Annotated in this window: 1 pseudogene; it reads right to left on the bottom strand. The window is 56.6% G+C overall.

What is annotated here, in order from left to right:
- Positions 1 to 242: pseudogene (locus KZZ04_RS20595) on the bottom strand (hypothetical protein); the annotation flags it as partial.

The raw sequence follows: 242 nt of genomic DNA, 5'->3' as shown, positions 1-242 counted from the left end.
CCGGCCTGGATATTCCAGTCGCCGCTTTGCTGGATGTATTTGGCGCCGACCTGTTGCACGTCTTCCAGGCCGATGACGTTGCCCAGGGTCTCGTAGAAGGTGCTGCCAAAGTAAGGCTGCAAACCAAACGGCACCGTGTTCAAGCCCACTTGCACCTGCTGGTTCGGGTTGAATTTGTAGCCGACCCAGGCGAACTTGGCGAACTGGATATCGCCGTAGTTCTTGGTGTACTGGTACGGGTA

The organism is Pseudoalteromonas sp. CR1 (assembly GCF_019392235.1).
In the GTDB taxonomy this organism is placed as follows: Bacteria; Pseudomonadota; Gammaproteobacteria; order Enterobacterales; family Alteromonadaceae; genus Pseudoalteromonas.
The sequence above is the reverse complement of the archived record's forward strand: the minus strand, read 5'-3'. Positions and strand labels throughout refer to the sequence as shown.